General features: G+C 46.9%; 18 protein-coding genes. 8 read left to right on the top strand and 10 right to left on the bottom strand.

The features are described from left to right. Nucleotides 1–210: 210 nt before the first annotated feature. A complete protein-coding gene (locus tag FHS56_RS11700; RefSeq protein WP_166921054.1) occupies nucleotides 211–2,211 on the bottom strand; it encodes an OmpA family protein in 2,001 nt (666 codons plus the stop codon). Nucleotides 2,212–2,357: 146 nt separating this feature from the next. Beyond that, nucleotides 2,358–4,178 (bottom strand): molecular chaperone HtpG, encoded by a 1,821-nt coding sequence (htpG, locus tag FHS56_RS11695; RefSeq protein WP_166921052.1) that lies wholly within the window; start codon nucleotides 4,176–4,178, stop codon nucleotides 2,358–2,360. Nucleotides 4,179–4,333: 155 nt separating this feature from the next. Here htpG and nth point away from each other — a divergent pair, with 155 nt between their 5' ends. Genes nth through FHS56_RS11675 form a run of 4 tightly spaced genes read left to right on the top strand, consistent with a single transcriptional unit; the run spans nucleotide 4,334 to nucleotide 9,845 of the window. After that, nucleotides 4,334–4,996, top strand: a complete 663-nt coding sequence (gene nth / locus FHS56_RS11690; RefSeq protein WP_166921050.1) for an endonuclease III — start codon at nucleotides 4,334–4,336, stop codon at nucleotides 4,994–4,996. A gap of 12 nt (nucleotides 4,997–5,008) precedes the next feature. Beyond that, nucleotides 5,009–9,076, top strand: a complete 4,068-nt coding sequence (locus FHS56_RS12055; RefSeq protein WP_166921048.1) for a DUF445 family protein — start codon at nucleotides 5,009–5,011, stop codon at nucleotides 9,074–9,076. A gap of 39 nt (nucleotides 9,077–9,115) precedes the next feature. Next, complete coding sequence (locus FHS56_RS11680) at nucleotides 9,116–9,508, top strand: hypothetical protein (protein ID WP_166921046.1); 393 nt, start codon at nucleotides 9,116–9,118, stop codon at nucleotides 9,506–9,508. Continuing rightward, a complete protein-coding gene (locus FHS56_RS11675; protein WP_243844221.1) occupies nucleotides 9,483–9,845 on the top strand; it encodes a hypothetical protein in 363 nt (120 codons plus the stop codon). The genes FHS56_RS11680 and FHS56_RS11675 overlap by 26 nt, the downstream gene beginning before the upstream one ends. Before the next feature lie 3 nt (nucleotides 9,846–9,848). Here FHS56_RS11675 and FHS56_RS11670 read toward each other — a convergent pair whose 3' ends face one another. Continuing rightward, nucleotides 9,849–10,688, bottom strand: coding sequence for an alpha/beta hydrolase-fold protein (locus FHS56_RS11670; protein WP_166921044.1), 840 nt, complete (start codon nucleotides 10,686–10,688; stop codon nucleotides 9,849–9,851). Further along, nucleotides 10,681–11,889 carry an exo-beta-N-acetylmuramidase NamZ family protein gene (locus FHS56_RS11665; RefSeq protein WP_166921042.1) on the bottom strand — a complete coding sequence of 403 codons (1,209 nt, stop codon included), beginning with the start codon at nucleotides 11,887–11,889 and terminating at the stop codon, nucleotides 10,681–10,683. The genes FHS56_RS11670 and FHS56_RS11665 overlap by 8 nt, the downstream gene beginning before the upstream one ends. A 21-nt stretch (nucleotides 11,890–11,910) precedes the next feature. Between FHS56_RS11665 and FHS56_RS12050 the strand changes: the two genes are divergently transcribed. Then, nucleotides 11,911–13,155 carry an ABC transporter permease gene (locus tag FHS56_RS12050; protein ID WP_208409688.1) on the top strand — a complete coding sequence of 415 codons (1,245 nt, stop codon included), beginning with the start codon at nucleotides 11,911–11,913 and terminating at the stop codon, nucleotides 13,153–13,155. 13 nt (nucleotides 13,156–13,168) lie between these two features. Here the strand turns inward: FHS56_RS12050 and FHS56_RS11655 are convergent, their stop codons facing one another. The 3 genes from FHS56_RS11655 to FHS56_RS11645 are packed head-to-tail and all read right to left on the bottom strand — an operon-like array spanning nucleotide 13,169 to nucleotide 14,492. Then, complete coding sequence (locus FHS56_RS11655) at nucleotides 13,169–13,900, bottom strand: RluA family pseudouridine synthase (protein ID WP_166921038.1); 732 nt, start codon at nucleotides 13,898–13,900, stop codon at nucleotides 13,169–13,171. Nucleotides 13,901–13,928: 28 nt separating this feature from the next. Beyond that, the gene (locus tag FHS56_RS11650) at nucleotides 13,929–14,132 is read right to left on the bottom strand and encodes a hypothetical protein (RefSeq protein ID WP_166921036.1); all 204 of its coding nucleotides are present in this window, start codon (nucleotides 14,130–14,132) and stop codon (nucleotides 13,929–13,931) included. 36 nt (nucleotides 14,133–14,168) lie between these two features. Then, nucleotides 14,169–14,492, bottom strand: coding sequence for a tetratricopeptide repeat protein (locus tag FHS56_RS11645; protein WP_166921034.1), 324 nt, complete (start codon nucleotides 14,490–14,492; stop codon nucleotides 14,169–14,171). 85 nt (nucleotides 14,493–14,577) lie between these two features. On the opposite strand from FHS56_RS11645, the gene FHS56_RS11640 reads away from it, so the two are divergent. The 3 genes from FHS56_RS11640 (at nucleotide 14,578) to FHS56_RS11630 (ending at nucleotide 17,069) form a co-directional block, all read left to right on the top strand. Continuing rightward, nucleotides 14,578–15,315 (top strand): electron transfer flavoprotein subunit beta/FixA family protein, encoded by a 738-nt coding sequence (locus tag FHS56_RS11640; RefSeq protein WP_166921032.1) that lies wholly within the window; start codon nucleotides 14,578–14,580, stop codon nucleotides 15,313–15,315. A 39-nt stretch (nucleotides 15,316–15,354) separates the two neighbouring features. After that, the gene (locus tag FHS56_RS11635; RefSeq protein ID WP_166921031.1) at nucleotides 15,355–16,332 is read left to right on the top strand and encodes an electron transfer flavoprotein subunit alpha/FixB family protein; all 978 of its coding nucleotides are present in this window, start codon (nucleotides 15,355–15,357) and stop codon (nucleotides 16,330–16,332) included. A gap of 155 nt (nucleotides 16,333–16,487) precedes the next feature. After that, complete coding sequence (locus FHS56_RS11630; RefSeq protein WP_166921030.1) at nucleotides 16,488–17,069, top strand: bifunctional nuclease family protein; 582 nt, start codon at nucleotides 16,488–16,490, stop codon at nucleotides 17,067–17,069. On the opposite strand, the gene FHS56_RS11625 is transcribed toward FHS56_RS11630, so the two are convergent. The 3 genes from FHS56_RS11625 to FHS56_RS11615 form a co-directional block, all read right to left on the bottom strand. Further along, nucleotides 17,066–18,034: a site-specific tyrosine recombinase gene (locus FHS56_RS11625; protein WP_166921029.1), complete on the bottom strand. Its 969-nt coding sequence runs from the start codon at nucleotides 18,032–18,034 to the stop codon at nucleotides 17,066–17,068. The two genes, FHS56_RS11630 and FHS56_RS11625, sit on opposite strands and share 4 nt — an antisense overlap. Continuing rightward, on the bottom strand, nucleotides 18,031–18,225 hold the full coding sequence (locus tag FHS56_RS11620) for a hypothetical protein (protein ID WP_166921027.1): 195 nt from the start codon (nucleotides 18,223–18,225) through the stop codon (nucleotides 18,031–18,033). Before FHS56_RS11620 ends, FHS56_RS11625 begins: the two co-directional genes overlap by 4 nt. Nucleotides 18,226–18,308: 83 nt before the next feature. Beyond that, a complete protein-coding gene (locus tag FHS56_RS11615; protein ID WP_243844220.1) occupies nucleotides 18,309–20,273 on the bottom strand; it encodes an OmpA family protein in 1,965 nt (654 codons plus the stop codon). Between the last annotated feature and the right edge of the window lie 152 nt (nucleotides 20,274–20,425).

The raw sequence follows: 20,425 nt of genomic DNA, 5'->3' as shown, positions 1-20,425 counted from the left end.
CCTCGCAAAAGCGGATGCAAATCTAAATACTTTTTTCTTCCCCTCCAAATTCTTGCCTCACTTTTTTTCGAACCGGGCTGCCTGCTGCTGCCCCCCTTCCCCTCATTTGCGACTGCAAAGGTAGAATGCCTCAATATTCTGTGCAAGCGTTTGAAAGAAAAAATTTTTGGATAAATAACAAATTATTGATTGTCAAGTCATTAAAAATGACTAAAAATCAATCACTATACATTCAGTACGACGGTTCAGCTGTCTGCCTTCCTCTGTGTCGTTGGAAGCTATAGGGCGCGACTCGCCATAACCCACTGCCTTTAAGCGGTGAGGTGCGATGCCATTTTCCACTATGTAGTCCACTACGGCTTGTGCCCGCCTATTGGAGAGGTCTAAATTTTTTTCCTCTGTGCCTATGGCATCGGTATGTCCTGCAATTTCGAGCTTCAAAGAAGGATGGTGGCGCAACAACTCTACCAAGCGCTTCAACTCCTGGATAGACTCAGGGCGCAAATCTGCTTTATCGAAGTCAAAAAACACCATCAGGTTGATTTTTGCCCCTTTGCGCAGTGGCTGAAGTGGAATGGTGCGCTCAATGACTTGATATTGCTGACTTTCAGGTATTTCAAAATACTCGCTATGAAACAAATAGCCTTCTTTTTCTGCGGTAATTAAATAACGTTGCCCTGCCCGCATCACTGACTCAAAAACTCCAAGTGGATTGTTTGTTTGAAACTCATCTTCCAAGCGGTCTTCATTTAAATTGAAGAGCTCCACTTTGGCTTGCAGTTTTTGCCCACTCAAGCCATCGATGACCGTCCCTTTCAACACCACCACCGGAGGTAACCCTTTTTGACTGGACAACTCGACCTTTTGAAGGTTCACTTGAATATTAGCCTTCAGGTTTTGATTTTGCTTTTTGATGCGTTCAAGAGAAGGCATCTTGATAGTGTAAATATCTTTCTCGCCATAGCCGCCTTCTTTGGCAGAAGCATAGTAGCCAGTTTTGTTGTCGGCAGAAAGGACAAAGTAAATATCATCGTCTGCGGTATTGATAGGGTAACCCAAGTTAACGGGGGTGGTCCATGCACCATTTTTATAGGTACTCATAAAGATATCAAAGCCGCCCATGGAAGTATGCCCCTGTGAACTGAAGTACAGTGTGGAATCGTCGTGGATAAAGGGAGCATCTTCGTCGTAAGGTGTGTTTATCTTGGAGCCAAGATTGATAGCCGGTCCCCAAGTGCCATCGCTTTGCAGGTGGCTACGGTAGATATCCAAACCACCGTAGCCGCCAGGGCGGTCGCTCGAAAAATAGATAGTTTTGCCGTCGGCTGTAATACTTATAGACGGTTCTCTATACTTGGTATTGATATTTTTGCCTAAATCTACTGGTTCAGACCAAGAGCCGTCTGCTTTTTTTCGAGACATGTAGATGTCGCCAGTTCCTTTTTGTCCAGACTTATAGATAAAAAGCGTGTTGCCATCGGGAGAAAGCGCAATACAGGCGTCATGCGAATTGGTATTGATAGGCGGCGGAAGCTTTTCGGGCGTCGTCCACTGCCCGTCTTTTTTGTAGGATACATAGATGTCTTCGTAATAATGCCCGTCAGTGGGGTCTATGCCTCCGCCAGTGGTGTTGTCGCGGCGCGAGGTGAATATAAGTTCCGACTCATCGGCAGAAATGACGGGCACATAGTCTGGAAAGCGAGAATTGATAACCGGACCGATGTTCTCTATTTTTACAGGCATCGGGTCTTGCATGTATTGTATGCCGTAGTTGCATTCGAGTATTTTTTTCTGTACTACCCGTTGACGTTCGGCGTTTTTTTGGGCTTCTTGCGTTTTCAAGTACTGCTCATACAAAAAAAGAGCTTCTTTGAATTTGTGATTGTATTGGTAGGCTTGTGCCAGATAAAAAGACAAAGACTCTTTATAGTCTGGGCGACGCTCGTACAACTCTTTCAAATAGGGCAGTGCCAAATCTTTATTGGAGGTGTTGAGGTAACATAAGCCTATGCGGAACAACAAGTGGTTTTTTTGTTCTTCGTCCAGCTCTTGCGAGTGTTGTATCAGATTCAAGTATTTGGGCAGCGCCGCAGTGTATTCCCCGTAGGCAAAATCTTCATCTGCTTCTTTCAGCAGGCGCTTCACCGATTGCGCTTGCAAGGAAGCGACTCCAAACAGAAAGGCTATAAGTATGCAAACAAGCTTCTTCATGGTGTTGATACATGGAAGTCAGGCTACAAATTAACAATTTTATTTTAGACTTTCTGAAAAATTTACACCAAACTTAAACGGCAAGACGAAAAGGGCAAGTTGGACATACCTGCCCTTTTGTTGTCATTACTTCAAGCTGCAGCCGCTTACTTTTCAACCAGTGATAGGCTGCGTTCAATAAATTCATGCAATGGCTTGCCTTGTAATTGCCCCTGCGACAGCAATGCCAAATCATAGGCATGACGCAAAAGTAGCTTGCGACGGTCGTTGTCAGTTTCTTGCAACACTTTTTGTATGAAGACATGATTGCCGTTGATGATAATCTGCCAGTCAGAGGGCAGATGCTTGATGGTTTGCCCTTGCAGTTGCGACATTTCTTTCATCCGACGAAGGAATTCGGGGAGTACAATTACTATAGGCAAATCGTGCATGGAAAGCGCCTCTACTTTGACAATCAGCTTGTCATCGTTCAGCGTGTCTTTCAGCAGTTTGATGATATTTTCCTCCTCTTCTTTGGTCAATGCATGCGAGGCAGTGCTGTCTTCTTTTTCAATAAGCTTTTCTGCTGAGTCGGCATCCACACGTTTGAAGCGGAAGTTGTCCAGTTTCATTTCCAATCGTTGAATGAAGTGGGCATCCAGAATGCCGTCCAAGAGCAGCACATCGTAGCCACGTTTCCGGGCTGCCTCTATGTAAGTATATTGCTTGTCGGTATCTTGGGCGTAGAGTACCACCACCACTCCGTGCTTATCTTTTTGCACGGTTTCTATCTTGCTCTTGTACTCGTCAATGGTAAAGTATTGCCCTTCTGTGTTTTTAAGCAAACAGAATTGCTGCGCCTTCTCAAAAAACTTATCGTCGGTAATCATGCCGTATTTTACGAAGAGCCCAAGTCCCTCCCACTTCTCTTCAAAGGCTTTGCGGTCTTTATGGAAGAGCTCCTGCAGCTTTTCAGCTACTTTTTTGGTAATGTACTGATTGATTTTACGCACGTTACTGTCTGACTGCAGATAGCTGCGCGATACGTTGAGCGGGATGTCGGGCGAGTCGATGACACCATGCAGCAGCATCAAAAACTCGGGCACGATGTCACGCACCTCATCGGTAATGAATACCTGACGGGAATAGAGCTGAATACGGCTCTTTTGCATATCGAACTGGTTGGTGATTTTGGGAAAATACAGCACCCCCGTCAAGGTAAAGGGATAATCTACATTCAGGTGTATCCAAAAAAGCGGGTCTTCTGCAAAAGGGAAGAGTTGTTTGTAGAAGTTTAGGTAATCCTCGTCTTTCAGCTCTTGGGGCGGTTTCACCCAAATGGGCTTGGTGTCGTTGATTTGTTTTCCATCGAACCACACGGGCACAGGCAGAAAACGGGCATACTTTTCGAGGATTTCCTGAATACGGAATTTATTCAAAAACTCTTCGCCTTCTTTACCTATATGCAAGATAACTTCGGTGCCGCGCTCTTGCTTTTGAGCTTCTTCTATCTCGAAGCGGGTATCGCCGGCGCAAGACCATTTCACAGCAGGCGCATCTTCGCGAAAAGACTTGGTAACCAGTTCTACCTTATCGGCAACCATAAAGGCAGAGTAAAATCCCAAACCAAACTTACCGATGATGTCGCTGCCTGCTTCTTTGTATCGCTGTACGAATTCGGCTGCCCCCGAAAAAGCCACTTGATTGATGTATTTTTTCACTTCTTCGAGGGTCATGCCTATGCCATTGTCTTTTACTATGATTTTTTTCCCTTCTTTGTCAAGAACAACTTCTACTTTCAGTTCGCCCACTTCTCCTTGAAACTCACCAACCGATGCCAGTCGTTTTAGTTTTTGGCAGGCATCTACGCCATTCGATACCAATTCCCGCAGAAATATTTCGTGGTCGGCATAAAGAAATTTCTTGATAATAGGAAAAATATTTTCCGTACTTACCTGAATGTGTCCCTGTTCTTTTACCTCTGCCATAGTACTTGCATTTTGATTTGGTCTCTGGCTCTGTTGCAAGCAAAGGGCGTTCCATCTGCAACAGGCTGACATTCTGTCATATTTACTCCTTGGCTTGATTATTTTGTATATTTTGGCTTGCTTTTTTGTTAAAAACCCCAAAAACAATAAGCTGCATGAAGCAGGAAGAGCGATACCAAAAAATATTGGAATACTTTCAGAGAACACAGCCCGATGCTCAAACCGAACTACAGTACGAAAATCCCTATCAATTGCTGGTAGCCGTGATTTTAAGTGCTCAATGTACCGATGAGCGCGTAAACAAAGTAACCCCCGCACTTTTTGAGCACTACCCTACCCCACAAGATTTAGCACAAGCCAAAGTAGAAGAGGTATATGAGTTAATAAAAAGCATTTCCTATCCTAACAACAAAGCCAAACACTTGGTAAGCATGGCAAAGATGCTGGTAGAGCAGTATAACGGGCAAGTGCCCAACGATATGAAAGAGCTGATAAAGTTGCCTGGTGTGGGGCGCAAAACTGCCAACGTCATTTTGTCGGTCATTTATGACCAACCCGCTATGGCAGTCGATACCCATGTATTCCGTGTATCTAAACGCATCGGTTTGGTAAACGAAAATGCCAAGACCCCTTTAGAAGTAGAACAAGAGCTGGTGAAACACATACCCCAATCGCTCATTGCACGGGCACACCACTGGCTTATCTTGCATGGGCGTTATGTATGTTTGGCACGCAAACCTAAATGCAATGAGTGCGGCATACGCGCCTACTGTCTCCATTATGAAAAGCGAGTAGCTCCATTTGAAAATCCAGAATAAACGTCTCTTGCCGTGGCTATCGACTGGCTTACGCTCATTTCCCAAAGTATTACAGGCGGTCTTGTGGGTTATTATACCAACGACCTGGCTATAGATATGCTCTTCCGTAAGCGCTTCGGCTTGGGCGGTATTGTACTTAAGACCCATCGCGAGTTTGTGAAGAATATCAGCCAGCTGGTAGAAGAAGACATCATTACCCACCAAGCAATAGGTGCCGCTTTCGACACGCCCCAATTTCGTAGCGAGCTACAAAAGACCATAAGGCAACTTTTGGAACAAGAAATACCAGCATGGATAAACCAAACCCCACGCTTAAACGAAGTACCTGACCTACACATAGCCGTTGAACACATCCTTTTTGACCTAGAACCTGCCATAGAGCTGGCACTCAAACGTATATTCCCGGAAGTAAGCCGTCATCTGGAGCTTTCTACACTCATCAGTGAGCGTCAGGTCAAGCACATGGGGCAACAGCTTGCCGCCATCCTGCAACGTATTCTGGCTAAGCACGAAAACGACACCGAATGGCTCGAGTATGTTTTTACTTCGGCACCCAACGGCATCTTGCATTTGCCGCTCGAAGAGCTGATTCAAAAAGAAATTGTGGCAGAATGGATAGCTGTGTTACGCCAACCGCTTCTGTTCGTGCCGGGCGAACTACGCTACAACTTCTCCAATGCGCTTGAAGAGAGTCTGAGGCAAATAGTAGCTACTTTGCTGCCCCCCAAGACGGTAGAAACGCTGGTCTATCGTTTGGGCGAAGAGCGCATAGCCGATTATATCAGCGAAGAGGAATTTGATGCTCTGTTCAAAGTAGTACGTAACAAGACCCTCCATTTGCTGCACCAGTCCACCGGCAAACGTATTCTCGAAACATTTTTAAAACTTCTTTATGGGCAACTGCTTAAAGTAGATACCACCCTCTTTGAATTGCTAAGTGAGCGCTTGGGCGCACACTTCCAGCAATTTTTATTACAACGCTTGCCCGGTGTGCTCGAAAAACTCATTGCCTTCATTCAAAATGAAAAGTACCTCATCGATGAACTGATTGACGAGACCTTCCGCCGCAATACCCAAACACTCCTTCAAGAGTGGCTCATCGATTTGTTTGTAGGCAGTGTGAGTGCCGAAACGAAGATAGTGGACAAAATCATTCACTATCTCGAAACGTACGATGCCCAAACGCTCGCCCAAGAAGGCGCCAGCTATTTACTCGACTACCTCCAAAAAAACAGCATAGGTAACATTGTAGCGCGTATCCCTAAACACCGCTTTGTAGAGGTGTTGACGCCGCTTGTACAAAAAGGAATTGCCGAAGAGCTAGAAAAACTGCAAAGCAAGCAACTCTATGCCTACTTAAAAGAGCCTTTGCGCAAATGGCTTCCGCTCAAAGAACTTGCCCCGGAAATAGGGCGTCAGGTGCAAAAGCAGCTGCCCCAATACATCCACAGCCTACTGACCAACGAAGCCTTTGAATCTCAATGGCAACAGCTGATAGAGCAGTTGTCGGTCAATCAGCTGTTGAAAAAACCGCTTGCCGCCCTGCTCGCAGAAACACAACAAGCACAGCTCATAGAAGACCTTGCACGATGGTGGTATAAAAGCATTCATTCACCACAACTTGCCTTCGACATAGAGCAGGCTCTTTTGGCAGAAATAAAAAAACGCAACCTTGAAACACTCATTCCCACAAAGCAATGGCTGCAATGGCTGCCCTCCTTGAGCCGCCAAACTACAGCTTTGCTGCGCACAGAATATGAAAAGATAGCCAATCAGCCGCTGCTGCCACTTTACAAACGTATTCAAAAAAACGAGGCAGTCGTGGATAGCCTCACCACCCGCACCCGCCAAGTCTTGGTCAACAATGCCGAACCGCTGCTTAAAGGGCGTATTGAAGAGCTGGTGCGTGGCAACCTCAGCAAGCTGCCCCCTGAGCGCATACGCGACATGGTAGAGCAGTTCATGGGCAAAGAAGTAAAACCCATCACCCGTTTGGGGGCTTTGTTGGGCGGCATGGCTGGTGCCGGTTTATATGCCTTACCCACCCTTCCGAACTGGGGGGGACAAATGGCATTGTCAGCGATTGCTTACGGCATTACCGGATACGGCACCAACTGGCTTGCCCTGAAAATGATATTTCGCCCCTACCGCCCCTATCACATAGGCAAACAACAGCTGCCTTTTACGCCCGGTGTCATTGCCAAAAACCAAGCCCGCTTTGCCGAGAACATGGGGCGCTTTGTAGGCGAACAGCTCCTCAACCAAGACAAGCTAATAGAGCGTTTTCGCGAAAACCGCTCTCTTTTAGAAGACAAGGCGGTACGGCTTATCCAAAAGGACGACTACCAAGTGCTAAGCCGCCTCATAGAAGACAACCGCCCTCAACTCAGCCAGTGGTTAAGCGAAAACACCCTTCAGCTCTTAGAGCAGCACTTTAGCGCTTTGCTGCGCCCCTTGATAAAAGACACAAGCGAGCGCTTGGGCAACACCAACTTAAAAGCATTCGACACGAGCGTCATCCGAAGTAATATTTTGGATTACCTGCAAAGTGAACGTTTTGCCGAGCGACTCAGCAAGCTGGCTATACGGCGGCTTCAGAAAATAGCGCAGTGGAACGAAGAAGATTTCGCACGCTTATATGCTTACCTGTTCCCGTTGCTTGTGCAACAATACAACCATTTTCTAAACAGCGAACAGCTTCAAGGCTTTTTGTTCCGCCTCTGGCAAAAGTGGCACCAAAAGCATCAAGATGCCAAGCTGTATGCAATTGCCCAAAAGATGCCCGGTAAAGACCGGTTGCCTTCTGCCGCCAAACAGCTCATAGGCAATTGGATACAAAATCCCCAATTGGCAAAGCGCGTAAGCATTATTCTACACAGCCGCCTGCAGAAAGAAATAGCCCCTGACCGCCCCATAGAAAGCCTGTTAGGTGGGCGCCTGATGATAGAGGTAGAGCATCTGCTCGAAAACACTTTGCAGAACTTCATGCAAAAGGCTATTCAATGGATGCAGGAAAACAAAAGGCGCCTTGCCGACGACATCTATGCCAAAGCCAAGGAAGAAAATGGCATGGCTGTACTCTATAAACGCACAATTAAGGATACGGTCTATGAGCTTGCCGATGAAGTAATACCTGCTTATCTTGAAAGCCGCCTGCCCGTTTTTCAGCAGCTGCTGCGCCAAGAAATACACCAAATAGGAAAATTGCACATTGGGGAATTGAACGCAAACATCGAGCAACACCGCTTGCAAGAAACCGTACAAGCCTTCTTGCAAAACAAGGATTTCCTGTATATAAGCCAAGAAATAGGTACTCTCTTCATCAGGGAAATAAGCAAGCAAATACAACTGTCGGACCTCGTATCCGATGCATCGCCAAGCCACATTACAAGATACAAGCCACTACTGCAATGGCTCACCCCCCCGCTGATGATTACCGGCAAGCGCCAAACAGAACTGATGCAAAACCTGCAATGGATAAGCCGCTTGCTGTACCGTTTATATGGGCGTGAAGGTCTTGCCGTATGGATAGAACGCCTGCGCCTTGAGAAAACACTGCCTGTTTTGTTGCATCCGCTACTGCGACAAACGCGCCTTCAAAAGCAACAAAAACTCTGGGTAGATGACTTTTTTGTCGTATCGAAAAATGTACCGCTCAAAGACCTGCTTGATACAGAACAACTGCGCCTCGATGCTCAAAATACATTGCAAAAATTATGGCAAACGAACAGTTTCAAAGAAGCGTTGCACAATGTCCTCACAGACATTTATGACAATATTCTTGAAAATTTGATAGACAACCTGCCTTTGGAAACCAAAGCTTTTTTGGTAAAAAAACTTACGCACTATGTCATGAACAGCCTCGAAAGCCACTTGCCTGCCCTGCTACAAAGCATCAATTTCCGCCACATTGTAGTAGAAGAAATCAAGGCAATGAACCCAAAAGAAATAGAAAAGCTGTTTGAAAGTTTTGCCGGGCGGTATTTTCGAGAGCTTATCAACTATGGTTTCAGCTTTGGCATTGTCTTTGGCTTACTACTAGACGCACTACTCCGCCTTGCCTTTTCCCTTAGTCATTGAAAACTACTAACTTTGCACAAAAAACAATAAAATACTGCCATGCAAAACAGCCCGGAATTGCAAATACAAGGAAAATATCTGGGAACCATCACCAAGGATTTTGCCAAAATCAGCCACCTGCTCAAAGAAGCCGCTTATCAAATGAAGAAGCGGGGCATTTCCCAATACCCTATTTTTCCCATATGCAAAGAAAAGCTAAAAGTAGGCAAGCTGTTGCTCGATAAGGAAGAAATAGGCAGCGAATGGAACTTTTACATCTCTTATGCTGAGATTTTTCGCCAACAAGGTTTAATCACCGATGAGCACTTCTCCGATTTCGAGCAAGTGTATAAGCCCATAGATGAGTATTGCTGCCTGTTTGTGGTCGATAAAGAATTCATCAATTTCGTCTTTTTGCCGTATCCCCATGACGAAGAAGAGCCACTGGCTTAAACCACCTTATGTGATTGCATGCCACTGGTTGCTTGCCAAGAACTATTGCGCCATGGCTTTGTATCCGTTCATTATACTGAAAAATGCCCGTTTGCGGCACGACCAGCGCCTTATGCTGCATGAGCGCATACACCTACGCCAGCAGATAGAACTGCTCATCGTCCCTTTTTATGTCCTCTACTTGGCTCATTACTTATATCTTTTATGCCGCCTGCGCAATCACCAGCGAGCCTACCGCAACATATGCTTCGAAAAAGAAGCCTATGCCCACGAAGACAACCCCGACTATCTGAAGCAACGCCCCCTTTGGGCATGGCGGCATTGTTGGCACCGATAAGCTTTAAAGCAGCGATTCCAGAAAATCCAAAATAGGCTTCACCTCGCTGCCCCAGTAAGCATAATCATGTCCGGCACGTGGAAAATGGCACACTATCTTTAGTTGCGGATACACCTTGTGCAGTACCTCGCACAGATGTTTTGACTGCTTAGGCGGCACCACTTTGTCTTCTGTGCCATGACCTATGTACACGGGAGTACGCCACTCCAAAATACGATGTATCACATTATCCACCGTTTTCCAACGCTCGGCAAAATCCTTATAGCTGCCATAATAGCCGCGCATCAGGTTATCGGAAGGCATTTGGGTTTGGTCAAAATCACCTGAAAGCAAGGCAGCTCCTTTCCAGAAATCTGGCATATCCAAACACAAAAGAGCAGCCCCTCGTGCCCCAGTCGATAGCCCCACAACAAAATTGTTTTGCCCCGGCTCCAACAAGCCGAAACGCGCACTTACTTCTTTTATGACCTGCTGTCGCAACCAAGGGCGTGTAGGATATTGGCGCCAGTCGGCGCGTGTTTCAGGGAACAGACGTTCAGCATAGACGCTCTTGCCCATTTCGGGCATCACCAAGGCAAATCCTCGCTCTAAAGCTTGGATGCACATGCTTGAACGCGCACACCAGTCAGTACGTGAGAAGTTCCACCCGGGCAACAGCAAAATACATCCCTTGGGTGGCTGCCCCGGCAACCACACATCTACTTTATGCCCGGCTATTTCCAAAGTGTGTTTTTCGACAGAATCGCTTGACATGATTTTATCCGTATTCACAAAGTCGCAACGCTTCGATGCCGTCGCAATATACAAGATACTACAGCTAAGCAAAAAAACAACCTTATTCATAGAGCATGTATTTTGCACGTAGGCGTTTGTACTTTTCTAAATCCTTTTGCCATGTCTCTCTAATTGCTTCGGCACTCATACCAGCTTGAATCTGCTTGCGCAGCTGGTCTGTTCCACAAAGTGTGTCGAAGTATTCATTGAAGAAACGCTCTTTTTCAGGGAAACGCTTGTAAAAATCAATCACATATTCGATGGCAAGCCCAGCAGGTGGTGGCTGCTGGCGCAAATCCACACCATAACATATCTTGCCTTCATAGAGCGGATGCTTGGCGCCTTCATTAGGCTGCGGGGTAAAGGTGAATTCTCCCATAGCCGGATGCGGATAACCGACCACTTGAAAAGGGAAGTCGGTGCCACGCCCTACGCTCATGACAGTGCCCTCAAACAAGCAGAGCGTAGGATACCACCGAATGGCATGATAGTTTGGCAAATTGGGTGAAGGGCGCACCGGCGGCTCGTAGCGCATACTGTGCTTGTAGTTTTCCATTTCTACCACCGTGAGCTTGCAGCTGTCAGCCCTGTTTATCCACTTTTCACCTACAATCATCTTTGCCAGCTCGCCCACGGTCAAGCCATGCACCACAGGAATAGGGTGCATGCCTACAAAAGAGCGAAAGCCGGGGTCTAAAATAGGACCGTCGATGTAATCGCCATTCGGGTTGGGGCGGTCCAACACAATGATGGATTTTCCATTTTCGGCACAAGCTTCCATCACATAATGCATGGTGCTGATGTAGGTGTAAAAACGCGCGCCTACATCCTGCATGTCGAACACCAGCACGTCGATGTCTTTCAGTTGTGTGGCTTGCGGCTTCTTGCTTTTCCCATAGAGCGAAACTATGGGGATAAGTGTCTGCTTGTCGCGCTCGTTTTGCACATGCTCCCCAGCATCGGCAGTGCCCCGGAAACCATGTTCTGGAGCAAATATTTTTTCTATACGCACTCCTCGGCTAATAAGGGTATCCACCAGATGGGTTTTCCCTATCCTCGAAGTATGGTTGACGACCAAGCCCACTCGCTTGCCTTCCAACAGAGGCAGGTACACGTTCATGCGTTCGGCGCCCAGCTGTAAGCTGTGTTCTATGCTTCGGTTCCTGCCCTTGTCAAGGCGCTGACTATGCCCCTGACAAAAAGTTAAACAAACGCTTACGACCAACAGGTATTTGAACGACAAAGGAAAGATGTGTATTTTTGGCAACATCGATATCATTTTTTAATTACTGTGTTTCCTTCCATACGAACACTTCGCTGGGCAAGTTGGGTAGCTACACGCTTAAGGCAGCGTGCGGCAGACCGTCAAGCATTCAGTCGTACCGCCACGCGCATTGCTACCGCCACCTTAGCCACAGGCATTGCTATTGCCTTGCTTTCTTTCGCAGTATTGTTGGGATTCAAACTTCAAATACAACAAAAGCTGTTTGCTTTTCACGGGCATGCCCGCATCATCAAATTTAGCAATAATCGTTCATTCGAACCGCCGCCGCTCAACACACAACGCCCCTGTCTGGACAGCATACGCCACTTGCCCGGCATCCGCCACCTACAACACTACATAGAAAAGGCTGCCGTATTGCGCGCCAATGACGAAGTATTGGGGGTGGTGCTCAAAGGCATCGGGCAAGACTTCGATAGCACTTATTTCGCCCCGAACCTCGTTGTCGGAAGGCTCCCTACAAGGCATGGTCCCAAAGAAGCATTAGAAGTGGTAGTCAGTCAATACATAGCCAAGGCGCTGCGCGTGCAGATAGGCGACACTTTGTTGGTCGCCTTCATACAACAGCCGCCGCGATTTCGCAAGATGACCATCGTGGGCGTTTACGACACAGGGCTCACACTCTTTGACGAACATTTTCTGCTTGCCGACATACGACTCCTTCAAAAACTTAACGACTGGGACAAACATACTGTAACCGGTATAGAAGTATTTCTTGAAGATTTCGATACTTTCCCCAAGTATTTTCCTGCAATAGACCAGCAGCTTGACCCCGACCTTTATCTGGAAACCACCCAAAACAAGCACTTCGATATGTTCGATTGGCTACTGCTGCTCGATACCAACGTATGGGTATTGTTGGGCATCATCGTAGCGGTTATTGGTTTCAATCTTGTGTCGGTGCTTTTTATCTTGATTATCGAGCGCACCTCCATGATTGGACTGCTCAAAGCCATGGGGGCAAGCAACTGGCAAATAAAAACCATCTTTGTATGGCAAGGGCTGCGCATTGCCTCGGCAGGCTTGCTTTGGGGCAACCTGCTGGGCATTGGACTTGCCGCAGTGCAATACTTCTTCCGCCCCGTGCCCCTTGACCGCAAACACTACTTCATGGACTACGTGCCCATCCAGTGGAACTGGTTGGCTGTGGTGGGGGTCAATGTGGGGGCTTTGTGCATCATCTTCCTGCTGCTGTGGCTTGCTGCTGGGGTCATTGCCCGCATACGCCCTATCAAAGCCATCCGTTTCGATTAGGCAGCTCGCCGTTTCATGAATTCCAATGCTCGAGATGTTTTAGCAACACGGCAAAGTCTTTGGGATAGGGGGCTTCCACTTCCACAAGGGTAGCGTCCATGTTCTGAAATGTTATTTTATGCGCATGCAAAGCAAAGCGCTGAATGACCGGCAGCTCTTCGCTGTCTTTTTTCAAATTGTAGCGTGGTTTCAACTGCGACAAATACAGCCAATGCCCACCGTAGGTCTCGTCGCACACAATGGGGGCACCAATGCTCGCCAAATGAATGCGTATTTGGTGCAAGCGTCCGGTTACGGGGAAGCACTGAACCAACGTGTAGTCGCGGTAATTGCGCAGGGTATTAAAAACAGTAATGGCGGGCTTCCCTTGTGCCCAGTCAATGCGCACGATACCCTTCTGAGGTTTAGGGAAAATAGGTAGGTTCACCACCCGATTTTCAAAAGCATGCACACCTTCTGCTACAGCATGATACTCTTTCTTTACCTCGCGATGCTCAAACTGAATCGCCATATGGCGATAGGCTTCGGGATGCTTGGCAATCACCAAGGCGCCGGATGTCTCTTTGTCTAAACGATGACACAACTGTGCCCCTTTATGATAGTCTCGCACCAAAGACAAAACACTCACCTTGCGGTCAACATCAAAACGCTCGTCCAAGCTGGATAAAAATGGGGGTTTATTGATGACAATATAATGCTCATCTTCAAAGAGAAGCATATCCTCTATTCGAAAGAACTTTCCCATGATTGTGTTTGATTGGTTTTAAGTAGGTTTATTCCACCTCTTCGTAATCGATATACTCGCCTCCTTGAAAAGACTTGCTTTTAGGTGGTATGTAGTCTATGTGCACACCATCTTTTTGCCTACCAGCTGCAAAATCTTTGCTATAATAACCAATAAAAAACTGCATAGCTATCTTGCCCATCCAATAGAGCAGATATCCGATACCGAAAAAAATAATCAAGAGTTTAAGCACAGCTTCCGGGTTTTAGACATCACAAAACTAACAACTTTACTCCTCTTCTAACAAGAAAGAGCGGAAAGCCGTTTGCAATTCTGTCAAAAGTTTGTTCTCCCCTACCCTGCGACATATCTCTATGCCCTGCTCAAATGCGGCACGTGCCCGTGCCGGCTGCCCCATGTTCCAATGCAAATGTGCCAAGGGATAATAAGTAGGTGCATAGTCCGGAAAATTCTGCTGCAAGTGTTCAAGGTATTGAAGCGCTTTTTCGGGCATAGCCTCGTAATATTCCATCGCTAAGGCATAGTAAAGAAAAGGGTCATCGGGCGAGACTTGCAGCATTTCTTCTAATTTTCTTATACGTTCGTCATGCATACTATTTTTGTATTTGAGCCATATTCCGTAACTTCACGGCTGCACAAGGAGTTATGCAAATACAAACAAAATAAAAGGCAAACCTATGAAAATATTAGTGTGTATTACGCATGTTCCGGACACCACCACCAAAATTAAATTCACTCCGGACAATAAGCAACTCGACAAAGCAGGCGTGCAGTTTGTGATTGGTCCTTACGATGATTATGCACTTTCCCGTGCCATAGATTTGAAAAACGAACTGAACGCAACAGTAACCATTCTGAACGTGGGTACTTCTGAAACAGAGCCTACCATCCGCAAGGCTTTGGCACTGGGTGCTGACGATGCCATCCGCATCGATGCCGAGCCCACCGACTCTTACTTCGTAGCCCAACAAATTGCAGCCGTTGCCAAACAAAACAACTACGACCTGATTTTGATGGGACGCGAGTCTATTGACTTCAACGGTGGCGTAGTGCACGGCATCGTGGGTGAAATGCTGGGCATTCCGGCGTTGTCGCCTATCATGAAGCTCGACATTGAAGGGCGGGTAGCCAAGATGGCACGCGAAATAGAAGGGGGTAAAGAATACCTCGAAGCCGAGCTGCCGCTGGTGCTGGGCTGTCAAGAGCCTATTGCCGAGTGGAAAATCCCTAACATGCGCGGCATCATGTCGGCGCGTACCAAGCCCCTGCAAGTATTGCCTCCATTTGCAGAGGATGTACTAACCGAAACCGACCGATTTGAGTTGCCTCCGCCGCGCAAAGAGTGCAAGTTCATCGACCCCGAAAACGTAGAAGAACTTGTTGACCTGCTGCAAAACGAAGCCAAAGTACTCTAATTTGCTTTTCTTTTTTGAACCTCAAAAACGGAACGAAATATGTCAGTTTTAATATTTGTAGAAACCAACGAAGGCAAAGTAAAGCCTTCTTCTTTAGAAGCTGTGGCTTATGGTGCCAAAGTAGCCGACATGCTCGGTAGCAGCGCTACTGCTCTGGTGTTGGGCGAGTTGGCACAAGAAGAGCTGGAATCTATTGGCGGATACGGCGCAAAAAAAGTAATGCATGCAGCCGACAGCCGCCTCAATCAAATCAACCTGCTGGCTTATGCCGAAGCCTTAGCACAAGCCGTAGAAGCCAGTGGTGCAAAAGTGCTTGTCATGGCTAAGTCTTCTTTGGGCGACCCTGTAGCTGCACGTGTAGCCGGTCGTTTCAAAGCTGCCTTTGCCGGTAATGTGATAGAATTGCCCACCAAAGAAGGCGAACACTTGAAAGTAAAACGCAGCGTATATACTGGCAAAGCCTTTGCTTACACCATTCTGAAAGGCGAAAAGCAAATCATTGCCATCAAGAAAAACATTCTGGCTATAGAAAAAACAGATGCCAAAGCAACGGTTGAGGCGTTTACTCCCACCTTAGATGATGCTCTTTTCAGCCGCGTGAAGACGGTAAAAGTAGAAAAAGCCAGCGACGAAATATCGCTGCCCGAAGCCGACATTGTAGTATCGGGTGGTCGTGGTTTGAAAGGTCCCGAAAACTGGGGCATGATTGAAGAGCTGGCGAAAGTGCTGGGTGCAGCCACCGGTTGCTCCAAGCCTGTATCGGACATGGGATGGCGCCCGCACCACGAACACGTAGGGCAAACAGGGGTGAAAGTAAGCCCCAACTTGTATATAGCTGTGGGGATTTCGGGAGCCATTCAGCACCTTGCCGGGGTAAACTCCTCTAAAAACATCGTGGTTATCAACAAAGACCCCGAAGCGCCTTTCTTCAAAGCAGCCGACTATGGCATTGTGGGTGATGCTTTTGAAGTAGTGCCTAAATTGACCGAAGCACTTAAAAAACGCTTGGGCAAGTAATCTGCTCAAGCAATAGCATATTTCCAAGAGGCAGCCTTGTACAAGGCTGCCTCTTTTTGTATTTTTAAGCCTAAAACTGTTAAACTCTTTATATTTGCAAGCCAAGAAGGCTCGGCACAGTTTTTTTGACCACAAACTTAAAAAAGAGGACCACCGTGCAAGTAGAGTTAGAAATATTAGGTTTATCGAACAGTCAGGCGCAAACGGGCTCTTTTGCGCTCATCTTGGGCGAAGTAAACGGCAAGCGTCGTCTGCCCATCATTATCGGCATGTTCGAGGCGCAGGCTATTGCCATAGAAATAGAGAAGATACGCCCCAATCGTCCGATGACCCACGACCTGTTTCGCAGTTTAGCAGAGGCGTTCGATATATCGGTGCAGAAAGTCATCATCTCGGATTTGCGCGAAGGTGTTTTTTATGCCCAACTCATTTGTGAGCGCGACGGACAAATGGAAGTAATAGATGCTCGTCCGTCTGATGCCATTGCCATTGCCATACGCTTCGACGCCCCCATATTTGCTGAAGAATCGGTAATGGACGAAGCTGGCATCGTGATTCATGATGAAAGTGAAGAAAGCATGGAAGAAGTAGCTGCCGGTCAGCGCTCCGAGAGCTTCGAAGAACAGCTGAAACACACCCCCACCGACCAGCTCCAAAAGATGCTCGAAGAAGCCTTAGAAAAAGAAGACTACGAGCGGGCTGCCAAGATAAGAGACGAGCTGAACCGTCGCAACTAATCGTTCGCTTTTTGGGGCTGGCTGTTGGTTGACTCTTTGATGTGGTTGCGTGGGTGAAAACGCTGAACTGTATCGCGCAGGTAGTCCATATCTAAGTGGATATACACCTCGGTGGTGGTGATAGATTGGTGCCCCAACATTTCTTGCACCGCACGCAAGTCGGCACCTCCTTCGATAAGATGGGTAGCAAAAGAATGGCGAAAGGTATGTGGGCTTACTTTTTTTTGAATGCCAACCGCCTTTGCCAATTCTTTGATGAGCGTGAAAACATACACGCGGGTCAGCTTGCGCCCCCAGCGATTCAAGAAAACATATTCTTCATGTCCCTTTGTTTCTTTTACATGGCGGCGCACCGTGTCTAGATAAATTTGCAAGTGCTTGCGTGCACTGCTGCCTATAGGCACAAAGCGCTCTTTATCGCCTTTACCAACCACTTTCAGAAAGCCTATTTCCCAGTAGATGTTTCTTATTTTCAGCTCGGTAAGTTCTGATACCCGCAAGCCACAACTATAAAGCACTTCCAGCATGGCTCTGTTGCGCACGCCCTCATCGGTAGAAAGGTCTATTGCTCCAAGAATAGCATCGATTTCTTTCACACTAAGCGTATCGGGCAGGCGCCGCCCCAACTTGGGGGTTTCAAGTAATACTGCTGGGTCCTCAATAATTAAGTCTTCGAGCTGCAAAAAACGGTAAAAAGCTTTGATGCCTGATAGAATACGCGCTTGCGAGCGCTCTGCTATCTGTTGGTCGCGGTTGAGGTAATACAAAAAACCAGACAGTTGCTCGGTGTTCAAATGAAAAGGGTCGGCAGGAGGCGTCAGCACTTCCAATGCATATTCTTTCAACTTACGCACATCGCGCACATAGGCTTGCACCGAGTGAGCTGAAAAAGAACGCTCTGCCGACAGGTAGTTTTTAAAGCGTTCTATGTACACATCCCATTTTTTGGCAAGCTTTTCCGTCATAGGTCTTCGTTTCCTGCCTTTTTCTGCGATTCACCGCTGCTGTCCTGCAGCAGGCTATATATCAAAAAGAAAACAAAGCCAAGTCCTGCAAGGACAATAATTATTTTCAAAAGCCCCCAAATAAAGCGAAAAGCAAGCAATATGACCAATACTGCCGCAAGCAAGTAAATGATTCTTTCTATTTTTCCCATGACCCAACGTGTTTTTGGTTTTGCTTGTTAGTGCTTTTGGTCGGGTAAAGGTAGCAACAAGCACAGCCAATGGATACTTATTTTTAATTGATGATTTCAAACTCCACCCGTCGGTTGCGGCGCTTGTCTTCTTCGGTTACCTCTGGCACCAAAGGGCGACTGCTTCCATAACCTACTGCCTCTATGCGTTCAGGCGGAAAACCTCCCTTTTGTAATATGTAATTACGAATAGCTTCGGCACGCCGCCTCGACAATTCGAGGTTAAATTGTTCGTTACCGTCCGAGTCGGTATGTCCGGAAATACGCAAGCGCACTGTAGGGTTGTCTGCCAAGAAAAGAACGACCTTGTTCAAATCGGGCTCCATCTCGGGCAAAATTTCCGCCTTGCTCGGCTCAAACTCTATAGAAGCAAACTGGAACTTCCGGAATTTGAGTGAGGTAGCTTTCAGGGTAATGGTCGTGTCTCCTTCCAAATAGAAGCGTTGCTGTATGCGAAAGAAGTCTTCACCGGTAATAATGACTAAGTAGTTGTTATTCTTTATCAAATCAAACTCATAAGAACCATCAGGACGTAGATATTTGGGAGCAATTTCAATGCCGTTATCCAAGTCTATGACTGCTACAATCCCTTGGAAGGGGTTGCCTGTTTCGGAGTCCACCACATAACCTTTAAACAAAGTGGTGGCTTCGGGCTGCGCTTCCATAGGTAAAGGAAAAGAGTAGAGGTCCAGGTTATCGATGTCGTCGGTTTCGGAACGAGCATAGTATAAATACTCAGCCTTGGGGTCTATGGCAAAGTAGTATTCACTGCCAGCACCATTTACCAAAGGACCTACGTTGATGGGCTCTTGCCAACGCCCGCCTACGCGATAAGCCTTGTATATGTCAAAGCTGCCAAAATTGACTAAATGACCATCGGAGCTGAAATACAGCACATCATAAACAGGGTGCATAAAAGGGCTCACTTCATTGCGGCGGGTATTGATGGTAGGTCCCAGATTCTGCGCCGGTGCCCAGCTGCCATCTGGGCGTTTGTAGGTAAAATAAATATCGGAGAGACCAAAGCCACCAATGCGGTCAGAAGCGAAATAGAGTGTATCTTCGTTACGGGACAAAGAGGGGTGTGAGTCCCAAGCCACACTGTTCACATTAGGACCCAAGTTTTCCACTCGCCAAGTGCTGTCGGCTTGCAGAGACGCCACATACAAATCGCAGCTGCCATAGCCATCGGGGGCTTCACAACGCGAAAAGTAAATGGTCTTACCGTCTTTGGATATGTGCGCCGAACCTTCGTTGTAAATCGTATTTAAACCTTTGAATTCTTCCGCCATGGTCCAATAATCCTCCACCTTTCGACAGAAGAAAATATCCTCGTTGGGTAGCTCATCGCCAGCAGCAGTTTTCCGTTTGTTTCGCTTGGAAGTAAAAATGAGCAAATCGCCCGAAGGGCTAATGGCAGGCGCATAATCCGGCGCCAATGAGTTCACCCAAGCGCCCATATTGAGCAGCACACCTTGTGGGGGGCGCAAGGTGTCAATCAGCTTACGGTACTCTACCAACTCATAGTAGTATTCTAAAGGCACGTAGTAGTCCTTATCGTTGACCGTAAGCGAATCGTAGTAGAGTTCCATTTGGCGCACATTGGGTCCACGATGGTGCTTCAATACAATGCGATACATGCTCTTGGCAAGCTCTATGTCATCGAATAGCTCCATGAGCCTACCCAACTGCCACAGCAGGTCGGTATCGCGGTAAAAGTTTTCTACCCCAAAGTTCATGACATAGCGATAAAGAAGCTTATATGCCTCTTCGAACTCGCGCTTGCGGAAAGCCTGCCGGATGTTTTCCAATTCCTTCGCGTTATAGTAATAAGTTCGCTTATTGATATAGGGGAAAACAAAGGTACTTCCTTTGTAGCGCGCCAGCACACTATCGGACTTCATGACAAAGGACTCTTTCTTCACTTTGTCGATTTGTGCAAGCCCCTGTCCCCCCAATAGACTAAGCATAAAAAAAGCCGCTCCAAAGCGTAAAAAGAAACTGCTCATAGTATATACCGAATTCAATGAGAAGTTACAGTCGCTTAGTTTTTATTACTTTTGCAAACTGCATAAAATAAACAAGTAAAAACACTCATTCTATTGGTTAAGTAAAGGATTTTTGAGCAATAAGCCAAGCGTTGCATGTTTTTACTATACGC

The organism is Thermonema lapsum (assembly GCF_011761635.1).
GTDB classification, from domain to species: Bacteria; Bacteroidota; Bacteroidia; order Cytophagales; family Thermonemataceae; genus Thermonema; species Thermonema lapsum.
The sequence above is the reverse complement of the archived record's forward strand: the minus strand, read 5'-3'. Positions and strand labels throughout refer to the sequence as shown.

What these genes read in the sequence shown, in the direction of transcription:
- FHS56_RS11700 (WP_166921054.1), bottom strand. Translation starts at nt 2,211, where the DNA reads ATGAAGAAGCTTGTTTGCATACTTATAGCCTTTCTGTTTGGAGTCGCT.
- htpG (WP_166921052.1), bottom strand. Translation starts at nt 4,178, where the DNA reads ATGGCAGAGGTAAAAGAACAGGGACACATTCAGGTAAGTACGGAAAAT.
- nth (WP_166921050.1), top strand. Translation starts at nt 4,334, where the DNA reads ATGAAGCAGGAAGAGCGATACCAAAAAATATTGGAATACTTTCAGAGA.
- FHS56_RS11680 (WP_166921046.1), top strand. Translation starts at nt 9,116, where the DNA reads ATGCAAAACAGCCCGGAATTGCAAATACAAGGAAAATATCTGGGAACC.
- FHS56_RS11675 (WP_243844221.1), top strand. Translation starts at nt 9,483, where the DNA reads ATGACGAAGAAGAGCCACTGGCTTAAACCACCTTATGTGATTGCATGC.
- FHS56_RS11670 (WP_166921044.1), bottom strand. Translation starts at nt 10,688, where the DNA reads ATGAATAAGGTTGTTTTTTTGCTTAGCTGTAGTATCTTGTATATTGCG.
- FHS56_RS11665 (WP_166921042.1), bottom strand. Translation starts at nt 11,889, where the DNA reads ATGTTGCCAAAAATACACATCTTTCCTTTGTCGTTCAAATACCTGTTG.
- FHS56_RS11655 (WP_166921038.1), bottom strand. Translation starts at nt 13,900, where the DNA reads ATGGGAAAGTTCTTTCGAATAGAGGATATGCTTCTCTTTGAAGATGAG.
- FHS56_RS11645 (WP_166921034.1), bottom strand. Translation starts at nt 14,492, where the DNA reads ATGCATGACGAACGTATAAGAAAATTAGAAGAAATGCTGCAAGTCTCG.
- FHS56_RS11640 (WP_166921032.1), top strand. Translation starts at nt 14,578, where the DNA reads ATGAAAATATTAGTGTGTATTACGCATGTTCCGGACACCACCACCAAA.
- FHS56_RS11635 (WP_166921031.1), top strand. Translation starts at nt 15,355, where the DNA reads ATGTCAGTTTTAATATTTGTAGAAACCAACGAAGGCAAAGTAAAGCCT.
- FHS56_RS11625 (WP_166921029.1), bottom strand. Translation starts at nt 18,034, where the DNA reads ATGACGGAAAAGCTTGCCAAAAAATGGGATGTGTACATAGAACGCTTT.
- FHS56_RS11620 (WP_166921027.1), bottom strand. Translation starts at nt 18,225, where the DNA reads ATGGGAAAAATAGAAAGAATCATTTACTTGCTTGCGGCAGTATTGGTC.
- FHS56_RS11615 (WP_243844220.1), bottom strand. Translation starts at nt 20,273, where the DNA reads ATGAGCAGTTTCTTTTTACGCTTTGGAGCGGCTTTTTTTATGCTTAGT.